Here is a 23,502-nt window from a genome sequence, read left to right as displayed (position 1 = left end):
CACATACCGCAGTCTGGTAAGCGGAATGCGAAGGCGCATGGTTAACCCAAAGTAAACGCCAGATGTCGGTGCCTGAATCGGACCGTATGTCCCGCAATCGGACATCCGGGTTGACAAATCCTGACGAAAACCGGCTACGCGCCGAGCGTGGACCTAGAAACTTCCGAAACCCTGCCAGCTGAGCTTGAACTGGCGCTAGCTTACACGCCCGTGCCACTGAGGGACCGGCTGCGAACGTATTTTGCTTTAGATCAACGCCTTGCACGAATTGTCGCCGCGACGACCGAGCCGATGCTGGGCCAGATGCGACTGGCCTGGTGGCGGGATATGTTGGGTTCGGACCCAGAAAAGCGCCCGAGCGGCGACGCTGTGCTTGAAGCAATCGGTGAGCATTGGAGGGGAAGGGAGCCCGCACTCGCTAAACTGGTGGATGGATGGGAAGCCCTCGTTGTCGCCGAACAATTGGGCGAGGAGGAGATTCAGAGCTTCGCAGTCGGTCGCGGCGCACCTTTCCTTAGCCTCATTGATGGCTCGTATACGGACATTGTCGAAAGCGTATCAGCTGCAGCATCACGCTGGTCGCTTGCCGATGCAGCATCGGGAGTCAGCGATCCTGCCGAACGGGCGCGCCTTACAGAGGCGGCATTGAGAGTGTCCGCCGATACTGTCCGCTTGCCCGGTGAGCTTCGCGGGCTGTCTGTCCTTCAGGCCCTGGCACTTCGTTCTCTTAAACGCGGCGGAACTCCATTGATGCAAGGGCGCCGAGCCGCCCTAACCGCGATGAGAGCCGCTATCCTTGGGCGCTAAATAGGTGTATTCCCCTAACGAATTCAAAGCAGGGGCACGCAATGCGTCAGACAATTCTAGGTGTATTTGTCGGGCTTTTCTTGGCGGGGGTAGGCGTATTCTGGTGGCAAGGCCGGGCGCAGGTGGAAAACAACGCTCCGCCGCCGCCTGAACCGGAAGAAATAGCCGAAGCGCCTGCGGAACTACCAGAGGTCGATCCGGGAGATTTGACCGGTCCGGCGCCGCCTGAAGCATCGGAGCTCACCCGCGAGGAAAAGCGCTTCTTCCGCTACGACCGCGACCGGGACCGCATCATCACCCGCAATGAAATGCTCTCGACGCGTTCGGATGCATTTCGCAAACTCGATGTCGATGGCAACAACCTGCTGACATTCGAGGAATGGGCAGTCACCACGGCCAATCGCTTCGAAAGCGCCGACGCCAACGGCAATGGGAAACTAACTCCTGCAGAGTTCGCGACCACGGCTCCAAAGCGGAGGCCGAAAAAACCTGCTTGTCGTTGCTAGTCAGGCCGCAACCAGTTGACCTGATGCAGTAAGCCAGGCTTGCAGGTCTGCCTTGGCCCGGTTGGTATAGGCTTCCTTGCGCTGCTTCTTTTTGATGTCATGCAGTGGCGGAAACAGCCCAAAATTGACGTTCATCGGTTGGAACGTCGCAGCATCGGCATCACCGGTGATGTGACTGAGCAACGCGCCCATGGCTGTGGAGGCGGGTAGGGGAGCCCAGTCGCGTCCAGCCAGCTCGGTTGCTGCCATCATCCCGGCGACGAGGCCGATCGCGGCGCTTTCCACATAGCCCTCGCATCCGGTGACCTGTCCCGCAAAGCGGATATGCGGTGCGGCCTTCAAGCGGAGCTGCCGGTCGAGCACCTGCGGAGAATTCAGAAATGTATTGCGGTGCAGCCCGCCAAGCCGGGCGAACTCCGCATTCTCGAGGCCGGGAATAGTTCGGAAGAGCGCGATCTGGGCGCCGTATTTGAGCTTGGTCTGGAAACCGACCATGTTCCACAGAGTCCCCAGTTTGTTGTCCTGACGCAGCTGCACCACGGCATAGGGCCAACGACCCTGGGGGTGTTCCTCATTCGTGTCGTAGGGGTTGTCGAGACCGACGCCTTTCATCGGTCCGTAGCGAAGCGTTTCAACGCCGCGCTCGGCCATCACCTCGATTGGCATGCAGCCATCGAAGTAGGGCGTGTCCTTCTCCCAGTCCTTGAATTCGCCTTTCTCACCATCGATCAAACCCTGATGAAAGGCGAGATACTGCTCCTTTGTCATCGGGCAGTTGATGTAATCGCCGTCCTCATTCGAGGCTTCGGTGCGCTTGTTCCAGCGCGACTGGATCCAGCATTTCGACATATCGATGCTGTCTCGGTGAACGATGGGCGCAATGGCATCGAAGAATGCGAGCCGCTCTTCGCCCGTGGCACCGACGATGCTTTCGGCCAGCGATTGCGCCGTCAGCGGCCCAGTGGCGACAATGGTGAGGCCTGCTTCGGGGAGCTTATCGACACGCTCGCGAGCTACAGTGATGTTTGGGTGCTGCGACAGCGCCTTCTCAACCTCGGCTGAGAACACGTCGCGATCCACAGCCATGGCGCTACCAGCGGGGACCCGCGCTACTTCGCCGGCGCGCATGACAATGCTGTCCAGTGCGCGCATTTCATGGTGGAGCAGGCCGACGGCGTTCTTGGTGTCATCGTCAGAACGGAAGCTGTTCGAGCAGACCAGCTCGGCCAAGCCATCGGTCTGGTGTGCCGGGGTCATCTCGCCCGAACCGCGCATCTCCGAAAGACGCACCTTTATGCCGCGCTGAGCCAGCTGCCAGGCGGCTTCGCTCCCGGCGAGCCCGCCGCCGATTATGTGTACATCATGCGTCATAGGAAGCAGCATCTAGGCGCTGTGGTTCCTCGCTTCAACTGAATGCAATCGGCTCAAAACTGTGGTGACAGGGGTTTAACGCGCGGGCGTATACTCGTAGTCGCCAACAGTCGATTGCGTGAGGCGAAGCAAATGGTCCGGTCAGGGGAGGGATTGTGGCAAAACGAGCGTTGATTGAGCACCGCCCGTGGTTGCTCGCCAGTGTTGTGGCGGCCACCGCCTATTACTTCCTGTGGAACAACCCCATTGGTGAGCTTTGGTTGATCCTGCTGAAGGGAACGGCCGTCGGCCTGCTGGCAGTCTACGCGCTACGTCGAACTACAGGTTTAGACGGCGCTATTTTGGTGATCGTGCTGGCTCTGTCCGCTGCAGCAGACATGGCGATTGAGCTGGACTTCACCGCGGGAGGAGGGCTGTTCTTGGCATCGCACCTCGTGGCGATAGGGCTCTATTTTCGCAATCGGCGCGAAAACACCACGCCAAGTCAGAAACTCTTGGCATTAGCACTGCTGATCGGCACGCCTGCGGTTGCATACCTTCTGACGAACCGTGTCGACATCGCGCTTTATTCAGTTGGCCTTGGAGCCATGGCAGCCGCGGCATGGATGAGCCGCTTCCCGCGCTACAGGGTTGGGCTGGGCGCGGTGCTGTTCGTGATCAGTGATTGGCTGATCTTCAGCCGCATGGGGCCGCTCGCCATCGCTCCATTGCCCGATCTCCTCGTCTGGCCGCTCTACTACGCAGGCCAACTCATGATCGCGACCGGGATTGTGCAGACATTGCGGGGAGAGACAGCGGCGCGTTAGGCAGCCGCGGCGATGGTCGTGCGGTGCAACTCGCGGCGATGCCCTTCGTAGCCGCCCGTCGCCTTGTGGAGGACACTGCGATTGTCCCACATGACGAGCATATCCGGCTCCCATCTGTGCCGGTAAACGAATTCATCCCGCGCCTGCCACTGCGCCAACTGGGTCAACAACTGGATTGCCTCGACCTGCTCCATTCCTTCGATGCCAATGATGTAGCCAAGAGTTGAATAAATCGCCTCTTCGCCGGTTTCCGGGTGTCGCTGGATCAGAGGATGAGAGTAGGTTTCCCTGGCGCTCTCATCAGGACGGATGGCCATTGAACGTCCAGAATCCTTTTCGCCATAAGTGCCGTCCGGCGCATAGGCGAGCTGCGCGCTATGGATGGCGGTCAGAGTTCGAAGGTGCGACTTGCGCTCCTCTGGCAAAGCAGCAAATGCAGCAATCTGATCGGCGAAAAGTGTGTCGCCTCCGACTGGCGGAATTTCAATCGCCAAGAGGCATGTACCTGACGGCGGCCGCGCTAGAAAACTCCAGTCGCTATGCCAATTCTCGGCGAAAAGCGGTGCCGTTTCGTCAGGTTCGCGCAAGATTGCGGCAATGTGCTCGCGCTCAGGGATCGGATCGAAGAACGGATCTTCACCGAAACCACCCATCGCGAGCGTAAAGCGCTCAAGGGCATCATCGTCCATGCTCTGATCTGCAAAGGCCAATACTCGATGTTTGAGCCAAGCCTTCCGTATTTCCTCCGCGAGCGACGGGGAAATATCTCGGCACAGATCTAACCCGCGTACCGTAGCGCCGCAGGATGCTCCCGATGGTTCGATGATCATGTCGCCCCTCCCAAGACTATCCTGCTGGGATAGCGCTAGGGGTGGGGCAAGCAAGTCCTACCTACGCTGTAAGCCTAGGTATCCGGTGTGTCGTCGATGTCTTTGTCCGAATGCGGTGGAGTGTCCGGGCTTGTTTCATCATCGCCGCCTTTGCGGTCGACCATTTCTTCTACGACCGCTTCCTCGATTTCGTTTTCCGGCTCTTCGGTTTCGTCGATCTTGACCGCGCTGACCACTGTCTCACCCTTGGAAACGTCGAACAGCTTCACGCCAGCAGTGTTGCGGCCCAGGACACGAAGACTTTCCAAGCCAATCCGGATCAGCTTTGCCTGATCGGTGACCAACATGAGCTGCTCCCCTGATTGGACTGGGAAGCTCGCGACAACCGGACCGTTGCGGGCGATATTGTCAATGTTGATCAAGCCCTGACCACCGCGACCAATGCGTCGGTATTCGAAGGCAGAGGACACCTTGCCGTATCCGTTTGAGCAGACTGTCAGGATGAATTCTTCATTCTCCTTAAGCGCATCGAAACGCTCTGCCGAGAGGTCTGGATCGCCTTCGCGGTCCGCCTTCCAGGGTGCAAATTTGAGATATTGCTCGCGCTCTTCTGGCGTCGTTCCGGTTGCGCCCAGCACCGAAAGCGAAACGACCTCGTCGCCATCCGCCAGTTTCATGCCGCGCACACCGGTTGAGGTGCGCGACGTGAATTCACGCACAGCTTCGGCGGCAAAGCGGATTGCCTTGCCCTGGCGTGAGGCCAGCAGCACATCGTCAGTGGAGCTGAGAACCGCGACACCGATGAGCTTGTCTTCGCTATCTGCATCGAATTTCATGGCAAACTTGCCGTTGGACGGGATGTTGGTGAAAGCGTCCATGCTATTGCGCCGGACATTGCCCTTCGCCGTCGCAAACACGACTGACAGCGCGCCCCATTCATCCTCATCCTCGGGGAGAGGAAGGACCGTCCGAATCGTCTCACCGTCGTCGAGTGCAGGCAGCATATTGACGATCGGACGCCCGCGTGTTGCAGGTCCGCCTTCTGGCAGTTTCCAGACCTTTAGCCGGTAAACTTTACCCGCTGTCGAGAAGAATAGGACCGGATTGTGCGTCGAGGTGACGAACAATTCAGCAATGGCGTCCTCATCCTTCGTGGACATGCCAGCGCGCCCTTTGCCGCCACGATTCTGGGCTCGGAAGGTCGAAAGTGGGGTGCGTTTGATGTAGCCGTCGACTGTGACCGTCACGACCATGTCGTCGCGTTCGATCAGGTCTTCGTCCTCAAGCCCATCCCAAGCAGGGGCAATCTCGGAAACGCGCGGGGTCGCATAGGTTGCGCGAACTTCTTCAAGCTCTTCGCGCATGACACCATAGAGCTTCGCGCGATCGCCAAGAATGGAAAGCAGCTCTTCAATCTGCGTCGCCAGCACTTTGAGCTCATCGCCGATTTCATCGCGGCCTAGCGCGGTCAGACGGTGCAGACGCAGATCGAGTATCGCCTTCACCTGCCGTTCGGACAGACGATACGTGCCGCCATCCTGCTCGGCATTGGGCTCAAGCGCTTCGACGAGGCGGATATATTGCGCAATGTCGCCAATCGGCCATTCTTTTACGAGCAGCTTGGCGCGCGCCTCGGCTGGGTTGGCAGCGCCGCGAATGATCGCGACCACTTCGTCCAGGTTCGAGACAGCAACCACGAGGCCGAGCAAAAGGTGCGCGCGTTCGCGCGCTTTGTTGAGCTCGAACTTGGTCCGGCGCGTGATCACTTCCTCACGGAAGCTGATGAAGCTCTGGATGATGTCCCGCAGCATCAGAGTTTCGGGTCGACCGTTGCGGATCGCCAGCATGTTGGCCGGGAACGAGGATTGCGCAGGCGTGTAGCGCCACAATTGGTTCAGCACGACGTCTGACGAAGCATCGCGCTTGAGGTCGATCACAACCCGCACACCCTCACGCGAACTCTCGTCGCGAATGTCGGCAATGCCTTCGATCCGCTTGTCCTTGGCGGCTTCAGCAATCTTTTCGACCAGGCCTGACTTACCGACCTGATAGGGAATTGATGTAAAGATGATGCTCTCGCGGTCACCGCGCCGCGTCTCTATTTCATGGCGGCACCGCATGAGGACCGACCCACGCCCGGTGGTGTAGGCGGCCTTCGCACCGCTCGAACCAAGGATCAGCGGCGCAGTCGGAAAGTCAGGGCCGGGAATGTATTCGATCAGTTCCTCGGTGGTGATCGCCGGGTTTTCAATAAATGCCAGACAGCCGTCGATCACCTCGCCAAGATTGTGCGGCGGGACATTTGTCGCCATGCCTACGGCGATCCCGCCTGCACCATTGACAAGCAGGTTGGGGAAACGGGCAGGGAGAACCGAAGGCTCCTGCGTGCTGCCATCGTAGTTATCGACGAAATTGACGGTGTCTTTGTCGAGATCGTCGAGCAGCGTGTTCGCAACACGGGCAAGGCGCGCTTCGGTATACCGCATCGAGGCGGGCGGATCGGGATCCATCGAGCCGAAATTGCCCTGACCATCGATCAATGGGACGCGCATCGACCAGTCTTGCGTCATACGAGCCAGTGCATCGTAAATCGCGGAATCGCCGTGCGGGTGATAGTTACCCATCACGTCGCCAACGATCTTGGCGCTTTTGCGATAGGGGCGCCCGGCAACGAAGCCGCCTTCCTGACTGGCGTAAAGAATGCGGCGGTGAACGGGCTTCAGACCATCACGAACATCGGGCAGGGCGCGAGCCACGATCACGCTCATGGCGTAATCGAGATAGCTCGTTTTCATCTCATCGACGATGTCGACCCGTTCAAAGTCGCCCATCGGTGTCAGGGGTATCGGATTTTCGCTGTCGTCGCTCAAAATTCAGTGCCAATTCTGGTTGCGCTTTTGCGCTTTTGAATATGCACTTGAAATAGGCGCTCGGTGAGCTTTTCGCCACTCGAAGGCGGAACAAAGCGGTGCTTTCGGACGTTTTTTCCACATCTCACCCGAACAACCTCGGGAAGCTGACAGGAACCGTCCAAAATTGAGAATTAACGACCCATCTGAGTTCCATTCAAAGGCCATTCAGCCCAGTTCGGCTAGATGGAATTGCAAATCTGTCGCAGTGCGTTCATTTGCGCAGGCACAGAGATATCAAGCGAAGCAACACCCCGCGACGCTCAACCCGATTTCAGGAGGTATTCGATGAGAGGTTTAACCTTGCGCAAGCGCGCATCCGGCATGGCACTGGCTATCGCACTTGCGACCGGTGCAGTTGTCACCACCGGCGCTTTTGTGGCTGAACCAGCCCATGCGCAGAAGAAAAAGAAGAAAGAACAAGAAGCCAAGGCGCAATACTCTGAGGAGTTCGTTGCCGCGTATCAGCCGCTGAACACGACGGTGAATGACGAAGCCGCTGACCTGGCTCCGATTAAGCCGCAATTGGTGGCTTTGATCCCATTGTCGATTTCTCCTGACGAGAAGAATGCGGCTGGTGGCCTGATCTTTAATGCAGGCGCCAAGCTGAACGATCAGGCGCTGCAACTGCAGGGCATGGAGCTCATGCTCGCTGGCGGCAAAGTTCCGCTCGAAAATGTCGGGCGTTTCAATTTCATCGCGTACCAACTCGCCAATGGTCAGGGCGACTTCGCCAAAGCGCGTGGCTATTTGCAGGAAGCGATCAATCGCAACTTCACGTCTGAATCGGTCAACGGTCCAGCGATGCAGGTTGCGCTCGCAGAAAGCTATTTCTCTGAAAACCGGTTCAAGGAAGGGCTTGGCGTTCTCAAAGCGGCAATCGAGTCACAGAAGAATGCTGGGCAGCGCGTTGATGAAGCGTGGTATCGCCGCGGTTTGACGGTTGCCTACAACAACAAGGTTGTTCCCGAAGTTTACGACATGACCTTGGGTTGGATTGCGGATTACCCTTCGGATGCGAACTGGCGCGACGCGATCAACCTCACGCGCAACCTCAACGAATTTGAAGGTCAGGAACTATTGGATCTGTTCCGTCTCGGACGCAAAGTCGGTGCGCTGCAGGATCAATCTGACTACGACTACTACGTTGAATCGGCCGACCCACGCCGACTTCCGAAAGAAGTGAAGGACGTGATTGAAGAGGGATTGGCTGCTGGTGTAGTCAGTCAGGACAATCTGTACCTCTCCGAAGCGCTGCAAACTGCCAATGGCCGCATTCAAAGCGACCGCGCAGAGTTGCCTGCGCTAGACCGTGATGCCAGCGCTGCTGGTGCCGGACTGCGCACCGTCGTGGCTGCAGGTGACGCGTTTTTGAGTTACGGCGATTATGCCAAGGCTGCTCAGTTCTTTGAGAAAGCCTTGGGTCTTGCCGGTGTCGAGAAAGAACGCGTCATGACGCGGCTCGGAATCGCTCAGGTCGCGCTCGGGGATCACAATGCTGCCAAGGCAACGTTTGCCCAAATTGGTGGTCAACGCGGGCCAATCGCGCGCTTGTGGACCACGTTCTCGGAAATGCAGCAGGGCAGCGCTTCGAGTGCAAGCACTGCTTCGGCCAGCACCACCGGCAACTAAGTTTCCGGGTATCTTGAACGAAAGAGGGCGTCGGATCATTTCCGGCGCCCTTTTCTTAGGTCGTCATCGAAGGCGTTTGACGTAAACTTGGTTGTCAGAGCGACGATCGACGGAGAAGTTGTCGAGTGTGCCGAAAAGATCTGACAGGCTTTTGAAACCATAGTTCCGGACATCGAAACTGGAACGATTGCCCGCGATTTGCCCGACCTGCTGCAGTTTCGCGTATCCTTGCTCGTCACGCTTCGCCTCGGAATACGCGGCGGTGATCAGTTCGACCAAGTCTTCGTCAACTGCACCAGCGCTGCTCGTATTCTGCTTTTCGGACTTGCGATCGCCCGCTTTGTCGGCTGCGTAATTGGCGATCAGTTGCTTGATGTCGATGAAGCGCGTGCAGACTGATTTGAACGCTTGCGGCGTCTTCGCCTCTCCGAAACCGTAGACCACAATTCCGTCCTGCCGCAGACGCGTGACCAGCGGAGTGAAATCACTGTCTGACGTCATGACGCCAAATCCGTCCACTTTGCCTTGGTAAAGCAAATCGATGGCATCAATCGTCATCGCCATATCTGTCGCGTTCTTGCCCTTCGACACGTCGAATTGCTGCTGCGGCCTGATGCCAAACTTGTTCGTCAGATCGCCCCATTTCTTTAGGTTGTCCTTGGCGAAGTTTCCGTAGGCGCGGCGGATGTTTACCTGGCCCAACTCGGCCATCACGGTCAGGACGGGATCGATCCCTTCCGGCGTGGTGTTGTCGGCGTCGATCAATAGGGCGATGTTCTTGAGTTCGGTATCTGACATGGGGCGTTAGATGGTCGCGAGGCCGGAGCAGGGCAAGCGATTAATCCTCCGGCAGAAACTCGCCGGTATCCTCGTCGAGCGAGTAGAGCACGCCCTCCATGATCGAGAAATGCGCGCCGCGCAGCTTTAGAGAGCCCGCTCGCTCTTTGTCGGTAAGCCAAGGGAAAGTCCGTAGGTTGGCGAGGCTTTGCCGAATGGCCGCGAACTCCATCGCCAACTCGGCCTTGCGTCCAGTAGTGCCGTGCTTCTCTGCCACCGGCTTGCGCGCCTCGCTCAGCAGGTTGATCCAATTTGCCACAAAGCCACCTTCGCCCGGTTGCTTGGAATCGTAATCCTGAGTGAGCGCCGCTTTGCAGCCTCCGCACCGACCATGGCCCATCACCACAATTTGCCGGACTTCGAGCATTTGCACCGCAAACTCGACGGCTGCGGAAACGCCGTGAAGGCCCGGGGATGTTTCAAAAGGCGGTACGAGTGCGGCTACATTTCGAACTACGAAAATATCGCCCGGATCTACATCGAATATTTGCGCTGGATCAACGCGACTGTCCGAACAGCCGATGATCATCAGTTTCGGATGCTGTCCCTCGACCGCAGTTTCCTCAAACCGCTCGCGCTGCCGCGGATAGGTCTCCTTGCGAAAGCGGCGATAGCCTTGCAGCAATTCTGCGAATTCCGGCACGTTTCACTCCCTCAATTCAGAAGGGCGCCACGATCAGAAGCGCTCTCCTCGGATCACCTCGACGTCCCACATCGAGAAGATGAACCCGTATTTTGTAAGCATGGGAGCAATCGCTTCGGCAAGCGCTTGAGCCCTGTCTTCCGCAGCTATCGTCAATACGAACACCTTGTCGGTGCCCATTACGCGTTCTTCGCGCCATTTACCGTCTCGACCTTTTCCCTCCGTTACGGGCACGATTGTCCAACCGGTGATACCGGCTGCATCGATCGCATCGGTCACGCGTCTTTGCAGAGCTTTGTCGGCGAGTACCTCAATCCTCTTGCGGACAACTGTTTCGATCATGGTCCCACTCCAGTGCCACCAGTCAGATAGGCAGCGAAGGCGCTGATAATGCCGATATTTATAAGCACGTTAAAGGGGAAAGTTATGCTGAGTGACATCGTCAGATAGATACCCGGATCCGCCTCTGGCAAGGCGAGCCGCATTGCTGCCGGCACCGCGATGTAACTCGCGCTGGCACATAATACACCCAGCGTAGCGGCAGAGCCTGCATCGAGCCCGATACCCACCCCCAGAACCGTTCCGACGGCTCCATTCACGACCGGTAGGAATATCCCAATCGCCGTCAGTCGCCAGGTCATCGTTCGCGCATCCATCATCCTGCGGGCGGCAATCAGTCCCATATCCAGGAGAAAGAGGCACAACACGCCCTTGAACCCCGCCTCGAAAAACGGGCTAACTTCGGAAAAACCTGCTTCACCGGCGAGCATTCCAATCGCAAACGCGCCTAGCAACAAGACGATCGAAGAATTGGTGAAGACTTCGTGGAACATTTCCCCGGTGCTCTGCGCACCATCGTCCTTGCTCCCCAGTCCGCGCGCGAGCAGCAGACCGCTGAGGATAGCAGGCGCTTCCATCGCAGCCATCACAGCAACCATATAGCCGCCGGGCTCGCGTGCTTGACCTGTGAGGATTTCAACGGCGGTTACGAAGGTCACCACGCTGATCGAACCATAATGCGCCGCCACCGCACCGGAATTGATCCGGTCCAGCTTGCCGAAGGTCTTGAGCACAACATAGGCGAAGAAAGGGAGGAGGAACCCGGCTGCAATTCCCGTCCCGAGTGCGGACATCACAGTTCCGTCTATCCCGGACTTCGCAACGGCGACGCCGCCTTTGATCCCGATTGCCGCCATCAGATACAGCGACATCGCTTTCGCAATGGCTTCCGGGATCGCGAGATCTGACCGCGCAAACGCGGCGAGCAGCCCAAGCACAAAGAACAGCACCACCGGGGAGGTGAACGTCTGAATTGCGGTATCGAACATGAAGTGCCCCGTTAGCCATCCGGCTGTTGCATGAAAAGCAAAAGACTGTGCGGTCTTTTTGTTCCTCCACAGACGTATTCGATAGGGCGCTCGGCTTGCGGCGGGCGCTACGGAAGCCTAGATGATCTCGCATGAACGATCTCGCCAATACGCCGCAGCCTGCGCCCGAGAATGAACGGCCACCGCGCCAGCGCAAGCCCGATTGGATTCGTGTCCGCGCTCCGGTGAGCGAAGGCTATCATGAAACGCGGCGGTTGATGCGTGAACTCAACCTCAACACGGTGTGCGAAGAGGCGGCGTGTCCGAACATCGGCGAATGCTGGACCAAGAAGCACGCCACGGTCATGATCCTGGGCGATGTTTGCACGCGCGCCTGTGCGTTCTGCAATGTGAAGACCGGAATGCCGCGCGCCGTCGATCCGATGGAGCCCGAGAACACCGCGATTGCAGCGGCGAAGATGGGCCTTGAGCACATCGTCATCACAAGCGTCGACCGCGACGATTTGCCCGACGGTGGGGCAGGGCAGTTCGTGAAAGTAATCGAGGCTTTGCGCCGCAACACGCCCAACACAACGATCGAAATTTTGACGCCGGATTTCCGGGGCAAGATGCGCGCTGCTGTCGAAGCGATCTGCGAGGCAGGCCCAGACGTCTACAATCACAATCTCGAAACGGTACCGCGCCTGTATCCGACGATCCGGCCCGGTGCGCGCTATTACGCGTCGCTAAGGCTGCTTGAAGAGGTAAAGGCGCACAATCCGCTGATCTTCACTAAATCTGGCATCATGCTGGGTCTCGGAGAACAGCGGCTCGAAGTTCACCAGGTGATGGATGACATGCGCAGCGCCGAGGTCGATTTCATCACGATGGGGCAATATCTTCAGCCAACGCCGAAGCACGCGAAGGTTGAGGAATTCGTGACGCCCAAGGGATTCGACGCATTCGGCTCAATTGCTCGGGCCAAGGGTTTCCTCCAAGTCGCCTCAAGCCCGCTGACGCGCTCCAGCTATCATGCTGGCGATGACTTCGCTGTCATGAAGGCCGCGCGGGAGGAAAAGTTGGCCAAGGCCGCAAAGTAGTGCCCGGAATTCGCGAGACCCGCAGGCTGCCTTACAGCGCCGAGCAGATGTTCGATCTGGTCGCCGACGTGGCGCGCTATGGCGAGTTTCTGCCCTGGGTTATTGCAACACGCGTGCGCTCTGACAGCGAGACCGAAATGGTTGCCGACATGGTGGTGGGGTTCAAGAGCCTGCGTGAAAGCTTCACATCGCGCGTAAAAAAGGACCGCCCACGCGAAATCGACGTGCACTATGTTGACGGACCGCTGACCGATCTCGACAACATTTGGACATTTCGAGAGATCGACCAGAACACATGCGAAATTGATTTCGTCGTCGACTTCACGTTCAAGAACCGCATGTTTGAACGGATCGCCGGCCAGTATTTCGACCGAGCATTCCGCCGCATGGTCGAAGCGTTCGAGCGCCGCGCTGCGGAGCTTTACGGCAGCAACAGCTCAAGCGCGCAAATCGTCGCCTGATGCCGGATCTCGGCGCGGGTTCCTTCGCCGAATTGCTTGAGCTCACCCTCGGGCTCACCTTCAGCGTTCCGGATGCAGCGAGCGAAAACGACGGTCCCCACAGGCTTTAGCTGAGTTCCGCCGCCCGGACCTGCGATGCCGCTGATCGCGACAGCAACATCGGCGTCAGACTTGTTCAACGCACCTTGAGCCATCGCCCAAACGCACGCAATCGAAACTGCGCCAAAGGTTTCGATTATGTCCTGCGGGACGTCGAGCGCTTCCATTTTGGACTCGTTGGAATAGGTCACAAAACCGCGATCGAGCACGCTGGAGGAACCGGCAATCTCGGTGAGTGCTGCAGCGACTAGGCCGCCGGTGCAGCTTTCTGCCACTGCAACCTTGCGGCCGGATGCGGCGTTCTCATTGATAACGCGCGCTGCGAGTTCAAAGACATCTCCAGGGAGGAGCGTATCGGTCATTCCGATTGGTTCCCGCTCTGCTGTTCGAGTGCTGCAGCACGCTTCTTGCGTTCGGCGCGATTGTCGAGCTCAATGATAAAGCCAAGCAATTCGGCGATATTCTCGACCGGCATCGGATCGAGAAGTTCCAGACCACGTTCGATGTCGCCGCAGTTTTCAGGCTTTATCTCTTGGGCCAGCATGTTCTGGAAAAGGCTGTCCACAAACGGCTTAAGTGCTTCATCGGGCATACCGCTGAGGATCGCATCTGCGCCGTCTGCCTCCTTCGAAGCGATTTGCATTAGCGCCGCCTTTGCCTCTGGCCACGAGCCCTCCGCCCCTTCTGCAAATTTAATTGCCAGGCGCTCTTCGTTGCGCGCAAAGAAGCCGTCGGCGGGAAGCAAATCTCTGCAGGCGCTGCGGAAGCCGTCATAAGCAATCGGAAGACCGTAACGCGTTGCTGCAGAAACCGCCTGAGGGTCTAGTTCCGGTTCTTGGGCGGCTGCCGGTGTTGCCGCTGCAATTCCGAATAGGAGCGCGGCAGAGGTGAGTGTTTTGAAAGCCTTCATGCGTTGATCCTGTTGGTCTAGCTGTTGACTGAGTTCGAGCTGGATAACCCGACGATAGCTTGCGCAGCTATACCTTCGCCGCGTCCGGTAAAGCCGAGTTTCTCCGTCGTGGTTGCTTTGATGCTAACGGCCGCCTGGTCTAGGCCAGTCAACCGAGCGACCTCTGCACGCATCGCCGGACGGTGAGGGCCGATTTTCGGTGCCTCGCAAATAATGGTTAGGTCGACATTGCTGATCGCATATCCCGCTTCGCCAGCAAGCTTGGCTGCGTGTTCCAGAAACTGACCGGAACGCGCGCCCGACCATTGCGGATCGCTGGGCGGAAAATGCGTGCCAATATCCCCATTGCCGATTGCACCAAGCACCGCGTCGGTGATGGCGTGCAGCGCTACATCTGCGTCCGAGTGCCCGGCCAATCCCTTGTCATGTTCCAGCTTCACTCCGCACAGCCATAACTCTTCGCCTTCCACGAGACGGTGGACATCGTAACCCTGTCCGATGCGAAATGCTGGCAATGTTGCTGTTTCCAAGAAATCCTCCGCGAAGGTGATCTTCTTCAGTCGCTCATCGCCATCGACCAGCGCAACTGAATGATTGCTGGCCGCCAGCACCTGCGCATCGTCGCCCGCATCGGTCTCGCCTTGCCACGCGCGGTGGGCAGTCAGGATATCGCCGTATCTAAAGACTTGCGGGGTCTGAACCCTTCGCAAGCTTTCACGGTCGGCCGCGCCCGTCATCGTACCGCTTTCGCCCGAGACTGCGAGACTGTCGACAACCGGGAGGGTTGGGATCGCACCGGGATGATCGGTAAGCGCCGCGAGCAGTCGCTCGATCACCTCGCGCGGGAGATCAGGGCGTGCGGCATCGTGGATCAGGACACGTCGCGGCGCTGACTCTTCGAGCGCTTCCAAGCCACTCCGGACTGAATCCTGCCTAGTTGCCCCGCCGGTCACGAACTGAATTTCTGGCAACCGCCCAAGGGCATCCTCGGCAGCCGATTGGCCATCTTCGCCGATGACAACAACTACAGGAGAAGCTCCAATGCTTAGCAATGTCTCAACCGAGTGCCTCAACACAGGTTTGCCCTTGTAGCTTCGGAACTGTTTGGGCGTGTGGCCTCCAACCCGCAGACCTTTTCCGGCAGCAACGATGATTGCGGCGAAGTCGGGGAGGGGAGGCGAATGGGCCATAGGCGCTCGCGCTTAGGGTCTGGACGGATTTTGCGCAATCCACTATGCGCTGCCCAATATTTAGGCATCCCCAGACATGACGACACTCCCAACCCCTCCGGCCCTGAAGCCGATCCAAATCGGTCCAGTGACGATCGACGAACCCGTGCTGCTCGCGCCGATGACGGGCGTTACCGATATGCCATTCCGCACTCTGGTGCGGCGCTACGGCTCGGGTCTTAACGTAACCGAGATGATCGCTAGCGAGGCGGCAATCCGCGAAACACGTCAGTCAGTCCAGAAGGCCGAATGGGACAAAACCGAAGAACCGGTCTCCATGCAACTCGTTGGCTGCGACCCGGGCAGCATGGGCGAAGCGGCCAAACTGCAGGAAGGCAATGGGGCCGCCATCATCGACATCAATTTCGGTTGCCCGGTACGAAAGGTCGTTGGCCAGCTCGCTGGCAGCGCGCTGATGCGGGAAGTGCCGCTTGCGACCAAGCTGATGGAAGCGACCGTCAAAGCCGTTGACGTTCCCGTGACTGTGAAGATGCGGATGGGATGGGATCATGCCAGTCTCAACGCCCCGGAAATGGCACGAATTGCCGAAGATCTTGGTGTGAAGATGATCACAGTCCACGGTCGAACGCGCAATCAAATGTACAAGGGGAGTGCGGACTGGTCCTTCATCCGCAAGGTGAAGGAAGCTGTTTCGATCCCCGTCATCGTCAATGGCGATATCTGTTCGATTGACGATGCGAGCAAGGCGCTTGAACAGTCCGGCGCAGACGGTTTGATGATCGGGCGCGGCGCATACGGCAAGCCGTGGTTGCTCGGCCAAATTATGCATTGGTGGCGGACTGGCGAGAATATCCCGACGCCGAGCTTCGACGAGCAATACGCCGTGCTGGTTGAGCACTACCACCGCATGCTCGATCACTACGGCCGCGATGTCGGCACCAAGATCGCGCGCAAGCATCTAGGTTGGTATACCAAAGGAATGCATGGTTCCGCCGAGTTCCGAAACAAGGCGAACTTCATTGACGATCCCGATGAAGTTCTTGGTGAAATCGAGCGATTCTATGAGCCGTTCCTGCACCGCCGGGCGGCGTAAGAATGGAACAGGGTGGGGCGGCACAGGAGCACGGCATTGAACTCGTGGAAGACGATCTAAACGAGATCAATCGACCTGATGCCGCGGCTCAGATAAGTGGTCTCATTTTCGCGATGGTGCTCATCGACGGCGATCTCCGGGTGGTCGAAGCCAACCATGCCTCCGAAAACCTTTTCGGAACCAGCGCAAAGCGCTTCATCGGAAAATCACTGATCGAAGTGACGGGTGCGCTCGGCAGCCGCGTTGAGCAGCGCTTGGCCGAAACCGATGCGGCGTTCGTCGCGAGAGAGCAGGTCATAACGGCGCAGGGCGTTGAGAAACGCATCAACCTGACCGTTTCACCTCTGTCGGGCTATCCCGGTTGGCGCGTCGTGACGTTCTCGGAAATCGGTCACGAAGAGAACGTCGATGAAGACGAGGCTTCAGCCGCTCTAGGTGCCCCGTCGATCCTCGCACACGAGATCAAGAACCCGCTTTCGGCCATTCGCGGCGCAGGTCAATTGGTGGCGCGCAAGCTGCCTCTGAAAGACAAAAAGCTCGCGCGGATGATCACTGACGAGGTCGACCGGATCGCTCGCTTGATCGACCGCATGCAGCAGCTTGGTAGCAAGCTGTCCGATCCAGTTGCTCCGTGCAATCCGCACGAAGCTATCCGCTCAGCGATTGCGACCGTGCGCGCTGCCGGGGCAGAAGGAGTCGAAATCGTCGAAGAGTTCGATCCCTCTCTGCCGCCGGTGCTGGCCAACAGGGATGCGCTGGAACAAGTGTTGATCAACCTCATTTCCAATGCCCGTGACGCGGCAGGCTCAGGTCCGAAGCCTCGGATTACCGTGCAAACCCGGTTTGTGAGTGGCCTCGCATTCAGCGCGATACGTCTGGGACGAATGGTCAGGTTGCCAATCGAGATCACTGTCAGCGACAATGGCGAAGGCGTCGATCCATCAATGCGCGATCATGTGTTTGAGCCTTTCGTTTCATCGAAGAAATCAGGGCAGGGGCTAGGATTGGCTCTGGTCAGAAAGCTGGTCCGCGACATGAATGGCAGCGTCAGCCACGAACGCGATAGCCGCAAAGACCTGACGCATTTTCGCGTCCATCTGCCGCTAGCTACGAAGGACAAAAGCCGATGAGCAGCACCGTCCTGCTGGTCGAAGACGACAGCGCCATCGCAACTGTGATTACGGCCGCGCTTGAAGACGAAGGCTTCATGATCGAGCACTGCAGCAGCGTGGCCGAGCGCGACACCCGGCTGTTGGCCCGCCGCTTTGATGTGATGCTGACCGATGTCATTCTCGAAGACGGCGACGGCCTGTCGACTTTGGACGCGGTACGCACAACCGCGCCCGAAATGCCGGTGATCGTGCTCTCTGCCCAGAATACGCTCGATACCGCAGTACGCGCCAGCGACAGTGACGCTTTCGAATACTTTCCCAAACCGTTTGATCTCGACGAGCTGGTGCAAGCCGTGCGTCAGTCGTGCGGCGGTAAGGTGGAGGCCGTCGAAGCACCTGCCGAAGCGGAAGGCGACGGCATGCCGTTGGTGGGGCGTAGTCCGGCGATGCAGGGCGTTTACCGGATGATCACCCGCGTGCTCCGCAACGACCTCACCGTGTTGATCACCGGGGAAAGCGGAACTGGCAAGGAACTCGTCGCCGAAGCAATCCACCAACTCGGAAGCCGCAGGACCGGGCCATTCGTGGCTGTCAACACGGCCGCGATCCCCGCCGACCTGATAGAAAGCGAACTTTTCGGACACGAAAAAGGTGCGTTCACAGGGGCTATCGCGCAGGCCATCGGCAAGTTTGAGCAGGCAAATGGCGGCACGCTGTTTCTTGATGAGATTGGCGACATGCCTGCTGAAGCGCAAACGCGGCTTTTGCGGGCACTCCAGTCCGGGCGCATCCGCAGGGTCGGAGGTCGTCAGGAAATCGCGGTGGATGTCCGCATCGTCGCTGCAACCAATCGCGATTTAGAACCGATGATAGCAGCCGATCTCTTCCGCGAGGACCTGTACTACCGGCTCAACGTCGTTCCGATTGAACTGCCGCCGCTTCGCGAACGTCGCGAAGATATCGAGGTTCTGTCCCAACACTTCCTGATACAGGCCGCAGAGGACGGGTTGCCTCGCCGCATGCTGACTGCGGGTGCAATCGAGCGACTAGAGGCGCGCAATTGGCGCGGCAACGTCCGCGAACTCCGCAACGTGATCTATCGTTTGGCGCTCATGGCGCGCGAAGACACCATCGATGCTTCAAGTCTGGTCGACATCATCGGCGAAGAACAGCCTATGATTGCAGACGGTGCAGAGCAGGGAGGGTTCAGTGCCTCTCTTGACCAGTGGTTATCGAGCGAGAGACCCGCACCCGGTTCGGTCTATCACAGTGCCTTGGCCGCTTTCGAAAAACCCCTGATCGAACATGCTCTGGGCGAGACAGGCGGCAACCAATTGCGAGCGGCTCAGCTTCTGGGGATCAATCGGAACACGCTGCGCAAACGCATCGGCGAACTCGATATCGAACCTGATCGCTTCGCAAGACCGGTCTGACGCACTCGCTCGCAGTTTCGACTTGCATCTCTGCAACACAATTGTTGTAATATAGCAACGATGACAGAGGCTGTGGCCAATTCTCAACGGCAATCGCCGCGTCATTCCCCGCGATGGTGGCGTCAGTTCATCGTCGCATCGCGCCGCGCCAATATTTTCGTCTGGTTGGAGCTGTTGTCCGCAATTGCGCTCATCGCAGCCGTCGCGGCGACGTACTTTGCCTATTCGCGCGATCCTGCCGGCGAGGAATTGCTGCCGACCTTGCAGGTGTCGTTGTTGCTAATGGCGACGTTGGTGCCAGCCATGGCGTTGCTGGTGCTGATCGGGCGCAGGCTCGCTCTGCGACGTGCTTCGGGCAGTACCGCGCGACTTCACGTTCGCCTGGTTTTCTTCTTTTCTCTGGTCGCAGCGATCCCGACGCTCATGGTCGCAGGATTTGCAGCCTTCCTGTTCCAGACCGGGGTCGATTTCTGGTTTTCGGACGACTCGCGCGGCTTGATGGAAAACGCAAACGAGCTCGCTCAGAGTTATTACGATTCCAATCAACGCGATGTGCAAGACGAAACGATCGCCATGGCGACCGACATGCGTGACATTCTTCTGCGGGTGCCCATCGTCGATCCCGACTTTCCAGACCTTTACCTCTATCAAGCGCAGGCGCGCGAAATTTCCGAGAGCCTGATCATTCAACGCCTCGATGACGGATCCCTGCGGACGGCGGCGGTCCTGAACCTGATGGAAGACAATCGTCCTCTCGAATTCAGCACAACCGCGATCCCGAAGCTCGACGAGGGCGAAATAGTTGTCGTTCAGGGTAGCCCCGAGAGGATTTCTGCGGTTGCTGCCGTCGACGCCGAGACGGGCATCTACCTTTACAATGCGCGCAACACCGAAGCGAGCATGTTCAATTCATGGTCACGCGCGCAGGCGATTGCGAGCGCTTACGATTCGCTCACAAACGATGCCAGAACACTGCAGCTGCGATTCAACATCGCGCTAGTTCTGGTCAGCCTTCTGCTCGTCGGGCTCGCCATCTGGTTCGCGCTTCGATTTGCGGATCGGCAGGTTGAACCGTTGACCGATCTCGTCGGCGCTGCCCGGAAAGTGGGGCAGGGGAACTTCGCATTACGTGTCGAAGGACGGACCGGAGCTGATGAAATCGGTCTACTCAATCGTGCCTTCAACCGTATGACCGCGCAGCTTGAGAAGCAGACTGACGACCTGGTCACAGCCAACCGTCAACTGGATGATCGACGCGCATTCACCGAGGCCATTCTGGAATCGGTAAGCGCGGGGGTCATCTCCGTTGATGAAGACAGCCGAGTAACCCTGATGAATGGGTCTGCGTTAGCCCTGTTGGCCGATGGCGACACGACCAATCTGGTTGGCCATTCGCTCGATGAACTGTCTCCAGAGATTTGCCAAATGGTCTCGGAGAAGCAGGAGAGCGCCATTGTAAGTCATGCGAAAGGCTCCGAATTGCTGACGCTGGCGGTGAAGGTCGCGCCTGGAAGCAGCGGCCATGTCATCACGTTTGAGGACATCACTCGCCAATTGCTCGATCAACGCCAAGCAGCCTGGTCGGATGTCGCGCGCCGGATCGCGCACGAAATCAAGAACCCCCTCACGCCGATTCAACTTGCGACAGAGCGGCTAAAGCGTCGCTACCGCAAACAAATCGAAACCGAAGAAGGCGAGCTGTTCGATGAGCTGACAAGCACCATTGTGCGGCAAGTCGGCGATCTGCGAAAAATGGTCGATGAGTTCTCATCGTTTGCGCGATTGCCCAAGCCTGTCTTCCGCTCAGAAGATGCGGTTGATCTGGTCCGACAGTCAGTCTTTCTGCAGGAAGTTGCGCATTCCGGAATCGAGTTCAATGTGACCAGTACCGCGCTTGAGAACCGGATGCTTCATTGCGACCGGCATCAGCTGGGTCAGGCGATGACCAACGTCCTCAAGAACGCAGTCGAAGCTGTTGAGGCCCGCGCCTCGGAAGCGATAGGCGAGTATGCTGGAGCCGTCGGAGTGACAATGGAGCCTGACGACGAATTCATGACCATCTCGATCGAAGACAACGGCATCGGCCTTCAAATGGATCGCGAACGCTTGATCGAACCCTATGTGACGACCCGCGACAAAGGCACTGGTCTGGGGCTCGCAATCGTCAACAAGATCGTCGACGAGCACGGTGGCGACATGAGCTTTGCCGCCAGTGAAAGCGGCGGCACCAAAGTAATTCTGCGCTTCGCTAGAGATCCCCAACTCACCGAAAGCGAATCAGCATGACACCCCCATTGAAGTCCCCTGAAGGAGCCACGCATGGCGCTTGAAATCCTCATAGTCGATGATGAACGCGACATTCGCGAATTGGTCTCTGGCGTGCTTGGTGATGAAGGTTACGAGTGCCGGACTGCAGCCGACAGCACTGGAGCACTTGCGGCGATTGACGAGCGACGACCGAGCCTCGTCCTTCTCGACGTGTGGTTGCATGGCAGCGATATGGATGGCTTGGAGCTGCTTGACGAAATCAAGGTGCGCGAGCCCGACCTCCCGGTAATCATCTTCTCAGGGCACGGAAATATCGATACCGCCGTTGCTGCCGTTGGGCGCGGGGCGATGGACTTCATCGAGAAACCGTTCGAAGCGGAGCGCCTTCTGCTTTTGGTCGAACGGGCGACCGAGACGGAACGGCTTAGGCGCGAAAACACCCGACTACGCGAAGGCAATTGGGGAAGCACCGAATTCACCGGAAATTCCTCTGCAATCAACGCCGTACGCGCGACCCTGAAACGCGTGGCCAACACTGGCAGTCGGGTCCTGATCTCGGGGCCTCCAGGCGCTGGGAAAGAAGTCGCGGCCCGGTTGCTTCACGCATGGAGCACACGCGCAGATGCCGCTTTCGTAACCGTCAATTCTGCCCGCATCACGCCTGAGCGATTTGAACAGGAATTGTTCGGCGAAGAAGCCGACGGAAAGCAAGTCCGGCCGGGACTGCTTGAAATGGCCGATGGCGGGACGCTCTATCTGGACGAGGTCGCGGATATGCCGCTCCACACACAGGCACGGATCCTTCGCGTGCTGACAGAGCAGAGCTTTGTCCGTGTCGGTGGCACCCGGCAGATCGGTGTCGATGTTCGTGTGGTGTCTTCCTCCTCGCGAGACCTGGCCGAAGAGATGGAAGAAAAGCGTTTTCGCGAAGACCTTTTTTACCGGCTCAATGTTGTACCGGTTTCGATTCCCTCTCTTGCTGACCGGCGCGACGATATCCCTTCGCTCGCCGAGCACTTCTTCACGCGCTATTCGACCGATCAGGGCATTGCACCACCTGATATCTCGGAAGAAGCGATGGCCGCGCTGCAGTCTTACGATTGGCCCGGCAATGTCCGCCAGCTGCGCAACGTGGTGGAGCGCACGATCATCATGACGCCGCGCGAGCGGTTGGAGACGGTTGAGACTGATATGCTCCCGGGCGAGATCACTGGCGGACGGCTAGCGGCTTCGGGGCAGGGGCTCTCGGCAATGATGGGGGTGCCTTTGCGTGAAGCGCGCGAAAGCTTTGAACGCGAATATCTCACAATTCAGATACGCCGTTTTTCCGGCAACATCTCCAAGACCGCCACATTTATCGGCATGGAAAGATCGGCACTGCACCGCAAACTGAAGCTGCTTGGAATGGCGGAACGGCGTGAGACAGCTCGCAAAGACTGACACTTTTCTGGATCTCATGCACAAACCTCACAAATGTTGAGGAAAACTCAGCCATTGCCCGATTGAGTCGCAAGCGTCATTATGCAGCAATGGACTTGCGATGGGTGGGCTGTCGCATACGCCAGAAATGCGGATCGTAATGGCGACCGCCAAAAACAGGAGCATATCACATGTCCAATGGGCGGACCCTCTCGCCGCGCCCCGCCAATAGCGCCCCTAATGATGACACCTCAGGCGGTGGTGGCGGCAGCAAAGGCAACCCTCAGGGAAGCCTGCAAGACGCTTTTCTCAATCTGCTGCGCAAGAACAAGACGCCAGTGACGATGTTCCTCGTCAAAGGGGTGAAACTGCAGGGTATTGTTACCTGGTTCGATAATTTCTCGATCCTGCTGCGCCGCGACGGCCAGTCACAGCTTGTCTATAAGCATGCGATCTCCACAATCATGCCGGGCCAACCGGTCGACGCGAGCCAATTCCAGAACCGGGCTGGCAGCAAGAAGCAGCGTCTGTTGCAGGACGTGTTCCTAGGCCGCGTAAGCGACGCGCATGTCCAGGTCACGATGTTCCTCGTGAATGGCGTGATGCTGCAAGGCCGGATTGCTGCCTTTGACCTTTTCTGCATGCTGCTCGAACGCGATGGCGCCGTGCAATTGGCGTACAAGCACGCCGTTTCGACCATCCAACCGGCCACTCCTGTAGACCTGAGCGACGATGAGGATGATGGCGAAGGACCGGCAGACTGAGCTTT

General features: G+C 58.2%; 22 protein-coding genes. 12 read left to right on the top strand and 10 right to left on the bottom strand.

Features of this window, described 5'->3' with window-relative positions; all coding sequences use genetic code 11:
• Positions 1 to 147: 147 nt before the first annotated feature.
• Together Q0837_RS06375 and Q0837_RS06370 are read left to right on the top strand one after the other, a co-directional pair.
• Positions 148 to 807, top strand: a complete 660-nt coding sequence (locus Q0837_RS06375; RefSeq protein WP_298466558.1) for a hypothetical protein — start codon at positions 148 to 150, stop codon at positions 805 to 807.
• A gap of 41 nt (positions 808 to 848) precedes the next feature.
• Positions 849 to 1,313: a hypothetical protein gene (locus Q0837_RS06370; RefSeq protein ID WP_298466556.1), complete on the top strand. Its 465-nt coding sequence runs from the start codon at positions 849 to 851 to the stop codon at positions 1,311 to 1,313.
• Here Q0837_RS06370 and trmFO read toward each other — a convergent pair whose 3' ends face one another.
• The gene (gene trmFO, locus Q0837_RS06365; protein WP_298469813.1) at positions 1,314 to 2,684 is read right to left on the bottom strand and encodes a methylenetetrahydrofolate--tRNA-(uracil(54)-C(5))-methyltransferase (FADH(2)-oxidizing) TrmFO; all 1,371 of its coding nucleotides are present in this window, start codon (positions 2,682 to 2,684) and stop codon (positions 1,314 to 1,316) included.
• 155 nt (positions 2,685 to 2,839) lie between these two features.
• Between trmFO and Q0837_RS06360 the strand changes: the two genes are divergently transcribed.
• Complete coding sequence (locus Q0837_RS06360; protein WP_298466553.1) at positions 2,840 to 3,490, top strand: lysoplasmalogenase family protein; 651 nt, start codon at positions 2,840 to 2,842, stop codon at positions 3,488 to 3,490.
• On the opposite strand, the gene Q0837_RS06355 is transcribed toward Q0837_RS06360, so the two are convergent.
• Complete coding sequence (locus tag Q0837_RS06355; RefSeq protein ID WP_298466551.1) at positions 3,487 to 4,320, bottom strand: TauD/TfdA family dioxygenase; 834 nt, start codon at positions 4,318 to 4,320, stop codon at positions 3,487 to 3,489. The genes Q0837_RS06360 and Q0837_RS06355 overlap by 4 nt on opposite strands.
• A gap of 74 nt (positions 4,321 to 4,394) precedes the next feature.
• A complete protein-coding gene (gene gyrA / locus Q0837_RS06350; RefSeq protein ID WP_298466549.1) occupies positions 4,395 to 7,151 on the bottom strand; it encodes a DNA gyrase subunit A in 2,757 nt (918 codons plus the stop codon).
• 366 nt (positions 7,152 to 7,517) lie between these two features.
• Between gyrA and Q0837_RS06345 the strand changes: the two genes are divergently transcribed.
• The gene (locus Q0837_RS06345) at positions 7,518 to 8,861 is read left to right on the top strand and encodes a hypothetical protein (protein ID WP_298466546.1); all 1,344 of its coding nucleotides are present in this window, start codon (positions 7,518 to 7,520) and stop codon (positions 8,859 to 8,861) included.
• 63 nt (positions 8,862 to 8,924) lie between these two features.
• Here Q0837_RS06345 and Q0837_RS06340 read toward each other — a convergent pair whose 3' ends face one another.
• Genes Q0837_RS06340 through Q0837_RS06325 form a run of 4 tightly spaced genes read right to left on the bottom strand, consistent with a single transcriptional unit; the run spans position 8,925 to position 11,669 of the window.
• Complete coding sequence (locus Q0837_RS06340; protein WP_298466543.1) at positions 8,925 to 9,659, bottom strand: NYN domain-containing protein; 735 nt, start codon at positions 9,657 to 9,659, stop codon at positions 8,925 to 8,927.
• A 40-nt stretch (positions 9,660 to 9,699) separates the two neighbouring features.
• Positions 9,700 to 10,341 (bottom strand): carbonic anhydrase, encoded by a 642-nt coding sequence (locus tag Q0837_RS06335; protein ID WP_298466541.1) that lies wholly within the window; start codon positions 10,339 to 10,341, stop codon positions 9,700 to 9,702.
• Between the two features lie 33 nt (positions 10,342 to 10,374).
• Positions 10,375 to 10,683 (bottom strand): transcriptional regulator, encoded by a 309-nt coding sequence (locus Q0837_RS06330; RefSeq protein ID WP_298466539.1) that lies wholly within the window; start codon positions 10,681 to 10,683, stop codon positions 10,375 to 10,377.
• Positions 10,680 to 11,669, bottom strand: coding sequence for a sodium-dependent bicarbonate transport family permease (locus tag Q0837_RS06325; protein WP_298466537.1), 990 nt, complete (start codon positions 11,667 to 11,669; stop codon positions 10,680 to 10,682). Before Q0837_RS06325 ends, Q0837_RS06330 begins: the two co-directional genes overlap by 4 nt.
• 131 nt (positions 11,670 to 11,800) lie before the next feature.
• On the opposite strand from Q0837_RS06325, the gene lipA reads away from it, so the two are divergent.
• Both lipA and Q0837_RS06315 read left to right on the top strand, forming a co-directional pair.
• A complete protein-coding gene (lipA, locus tag Q0837_RS06320; protein ID WP_298466535.1) occupies positions 11,801 to 12,748 on the top strand; it encodes a lipoyl synthase in 948 nt (315 codons plus the stop codon).
• Positions 12,748 to 13,209: a type II toxin-antitoxin system RatA family toxin gene (locus Q0837_RS06315; protein WP_298466533.1), complete on the top strand. Its 462-nt coding sequence runs from the start codon at positions 12,748 to 12,750 to the stop codon at positions 13,207 to 13,209. The genes lipA and Q0837_RS06315 overlap by 1 nt, the downstream gene beginning before the upstream one ends.
• Here the strand turns inward: Q0837_RS06315 and Q0837_RS06310 are convergent.
• From Q0837_RS06310 to Q0837_RS06300, 3 genes are read right to left on the bottom strand one after another with little or no spacing between them, the layout of a single operon-like run.
• Complete coding sequence (locus Q0837_RS06310) at positions 13,170 to 13,670, bottom strand: CinA family protein (protein WP_298466531.1); 501 nt, start codon at positions 13,668 to 13,670, stop codon at positions 13,170 to 13,172. The two genes, Q0837_RS06315 and Q0837_RS06310, sit on opposite strands and share 40 nt — an antisense overlap.
• Positions 13,667 to 14,218 carry a hypothetical protein gene (locus tag Q0837_RS06305; protein ID WP_298466529.1) on the bottom strand — a complete coding sequence of 184 codons (552 nt, stop codon included), beginning with the start codon at positions 14,216 to 14,218 and terminating at the stop codon, positions 13,667 to 13,669. The genes Q0837_RS06310 and Q0837_RS06305 overlap by 4 nt, the downstream gene beginning before the upstream one ends.
• Positions 14,219 to 14,235: 17 nt before the next feature.
• Positions 14,236 to 15,408: a bifunctional 2-C-methyl-D-erythritol 4-phosphate cytidylyltransferase/2-C-methyl-D-erythritol 2,4-cyclodiphosphate synthase gene (locus Q0837_RS06300; protein WP_298466527.1), complete on the bottom strand. Its 1,173-nt coding sequence runs from the start codon at positions 15,406 to 15,408 to the stop codon at positions 14,236 to 14,238.
• Positions 15,409 to 15,484: 76 nt separating this feature from the next.
• Here Q0837_RS06300 and dusB point away from each other — a divergent pair, with 76 nt between their 5' ends.
• From dusB to hfq, 6 genes are all read left to right on the top strand, one after another.
• Entirely contained in the window at positions 15,485 to 16,501 is a 1,017-nt protein-coding gene (gene dusB / locus Q0837_RS06295; RefSeq protein ID WP_298466524.1) for a tRNA dihydrouridine synthase DusB, read from the top strand.
• Positions 16,502 to 16,503: 2 nt separating this feature from the next.
• Positions 16,504 to 17,631, top strand: a complete 1,128-nt coding sequence (locus tag Q0837_RS06290; protein WP_298466522.1) for an ATP-binding protein — start codon at positions 16,504 to 16,506, stop codon at positions 17,629 to 17,631.
• Positions 17,628 to 19,046 (top strand): sigma-54 dependent transcriptional regulator, encoded by a 1,419-nt coding sequence (locus Q0837_RS06285; protein WP_298466520.1) that lies wholly within the window; start codon positions 17,628 to 17,630, stop codon positions 19,044 to 19,046. Before Q0837_RS06290 ends, Q0837_RS06285 begins: the two co-directional genes overlap by 4 nt.
• A 60-nt stretch (positions 19,047 to 19,106) precedes the next feature.
• On the top strand, positions 19,107 to 21,332 hold the full coding sequence (locus Q0837_RS06280; protein ID WP_298466518.1) for an ATP-binding protein: 2,226 nt from the start codon (positions 19,107 to 19,109) through the stop codon (positions 21,330 to 21,332).
• A 33-nt stretch (positions 21,333 to 21,365) separates the two neighbouring features.
• Entirely contained in the window at positions 21,366 to 22,754 is a 1,389-nt protein-coding gene (locus tag Q0837_RS06275; RefSeq protein ID WP_298466517.1) for a sigma-54 dependent transcriptional regulator, read from the top strand.
• 170 nt (positions 22,755 to 22,924) lie between these two features.
• Positions 22,925 to 23,497: an RNA chaperone Hfq gene (gene hfq / locus Q0837_RS06270; protein WP_298466515.1), complete on the top strand. Its 573-nt coding sequence runs from the start codon at positions 22,925 to 22,927 to the stop codon at positions 23,495 to 23,497.
• Positions 23,498 to 23,502 lie beyond the last annotated feature (5 nt).

This window comes from uncultured Erythrobacter sp., from assembly GCF_947499705.1.
Lineage (GTDB): Bacteria > Pseudomonadota > Alphaproteobacteria > Sphingomonadales > Sphingomonadaceae > Erythrobacter.
Note: the sequence above shows the minus strand (reverse complement) of the source record. Positions and strands in the feature narration are given on the sequence as shown.